This window comes from Kosmotoga sp. DU53, assembly GCF_001639905.1.
Taxonomy (GTDB): domain Bacteria; phylum Thermotogota; class Thermotogae; order Petrotogales; family Kosmotogaceae; genus Kosmotoga; species Kosmotoga olearia.
In genome coordinates this window covers 1-1,264 of record NZ_JGCK01000089.1, presented here as the reverse complement: position 1 = coordinate 1,264, position 1,264 = coordinate 1, and the positions used below count along the sequence as shown (strand labels likewise).

At 41.9% G+C, this 1,264-nt stretch carries 1 protein-coding gene; it reads left to right on the top strand.

The genetic code is table 11. From position 1 onward, the window contains the following. Positions 1-56: 56 nt before the first annotated feature. On the top strand, positions 57-1,264 hold a 1,208-nt coding region (locus tag DU53_RS11630; protein WP_063728798.1), incomplete at its 3' end, for an IS110-like element ISKol6 family transposase.

Genomic DNA, 1,264 nt, shown 5'->3' with positions numbered 1-1,264 from the left:
GCTACATCGATTAACCTGTACTCATTGACTGCACAATGTTTTTTGGAGGAATCAGTATGGATATTGTGGGAATTGACTGGTCGTGGAATTTTCACACCTGCTATTCTATCGAACAGGATAAGGTTTTTAAGATCAAGGATGGTATAGCGGGGTATGAGAAGTTGTTGAAGATGGTATCAGAAGACGCTGTTTTCGTCATTGAGGAAAGTTTTAATCGTTTGGGAGATTTCTTGCTATCCAGAGGGAAAGAGGTTTATCTCCTGCCACCAAAAAGGTCAAAGGAAGCCAGAGGCTATCATTCGAACGGCGTGAAGACAGATTCAACAGATGCCAGGTGTATCGCCCTTACCTACAAAGAACACCCGGAATATTGTATCAAGGCAACACATGACGAACTCGGCATGCTTTTCAGGGAATTATTGAGGCATTACAGGTACTATACCGACATGTCCTCAAGACTTAAGAACAAACTTCAAAACGAACTTCATAATTATTTCCCTGAATATGCTAGGGTGATGGGTAATTCTTGGACAGATTGTGACGGGAGGATATTCCTGCTCACCATATGCCCGGATGTAACCGAACTCAGGAAGATTTCTGACAAGGAGATAAATAGACATTTCAAAGCGAATCATCTACGCTACACATCCTCATTGAAAAGAAAGGTCAAAGAACTCAGGGAAAAAGCCATTGACTGGGGCATGTCAAAATACACCAGGGACATGATCGCGAATGTTGCCACACAACTTCTGGAAGCAAAAAGAGAGAAAAAGAAAATAACAAAAGAGATGGAGAAAGAACTACGTAAATCGAAATACAACATAATACTGACGCTCCCGGGTGTTGGAGTAGCTACAGGAATGGCATTAGTAACAGCATTTCTTACACACGAATTCAAAAATTACAGGGATTTCCAGAAGTATTGTGGAACTATGCCAATAGTATCCCAGAGTGGTAATTTTCGCATGTGCAGGATGAGGAAAAACTGTGACAAGAAACTCAGAGGCATTCTCCATATGATGGCGATAAACGCGAAGAAATGCGGAGCATGGATGAAAGGCTACTATGACAAGAAGACAAATAAAGAGGGCAAGAAACCATCTCTTGCCCTCAGAGCATTGGCGAACATCCTCGTCAAGATAGCCTTCGCCATGCTAAGAAACCTAAAAGCCTACGATGAGGAACTCTTCCTTTCCTCACGTGGGAACAAGAGTCCTCGGTTAAATTATACAACAAGAAATAGCATACCGGGGACTAAAAAAAT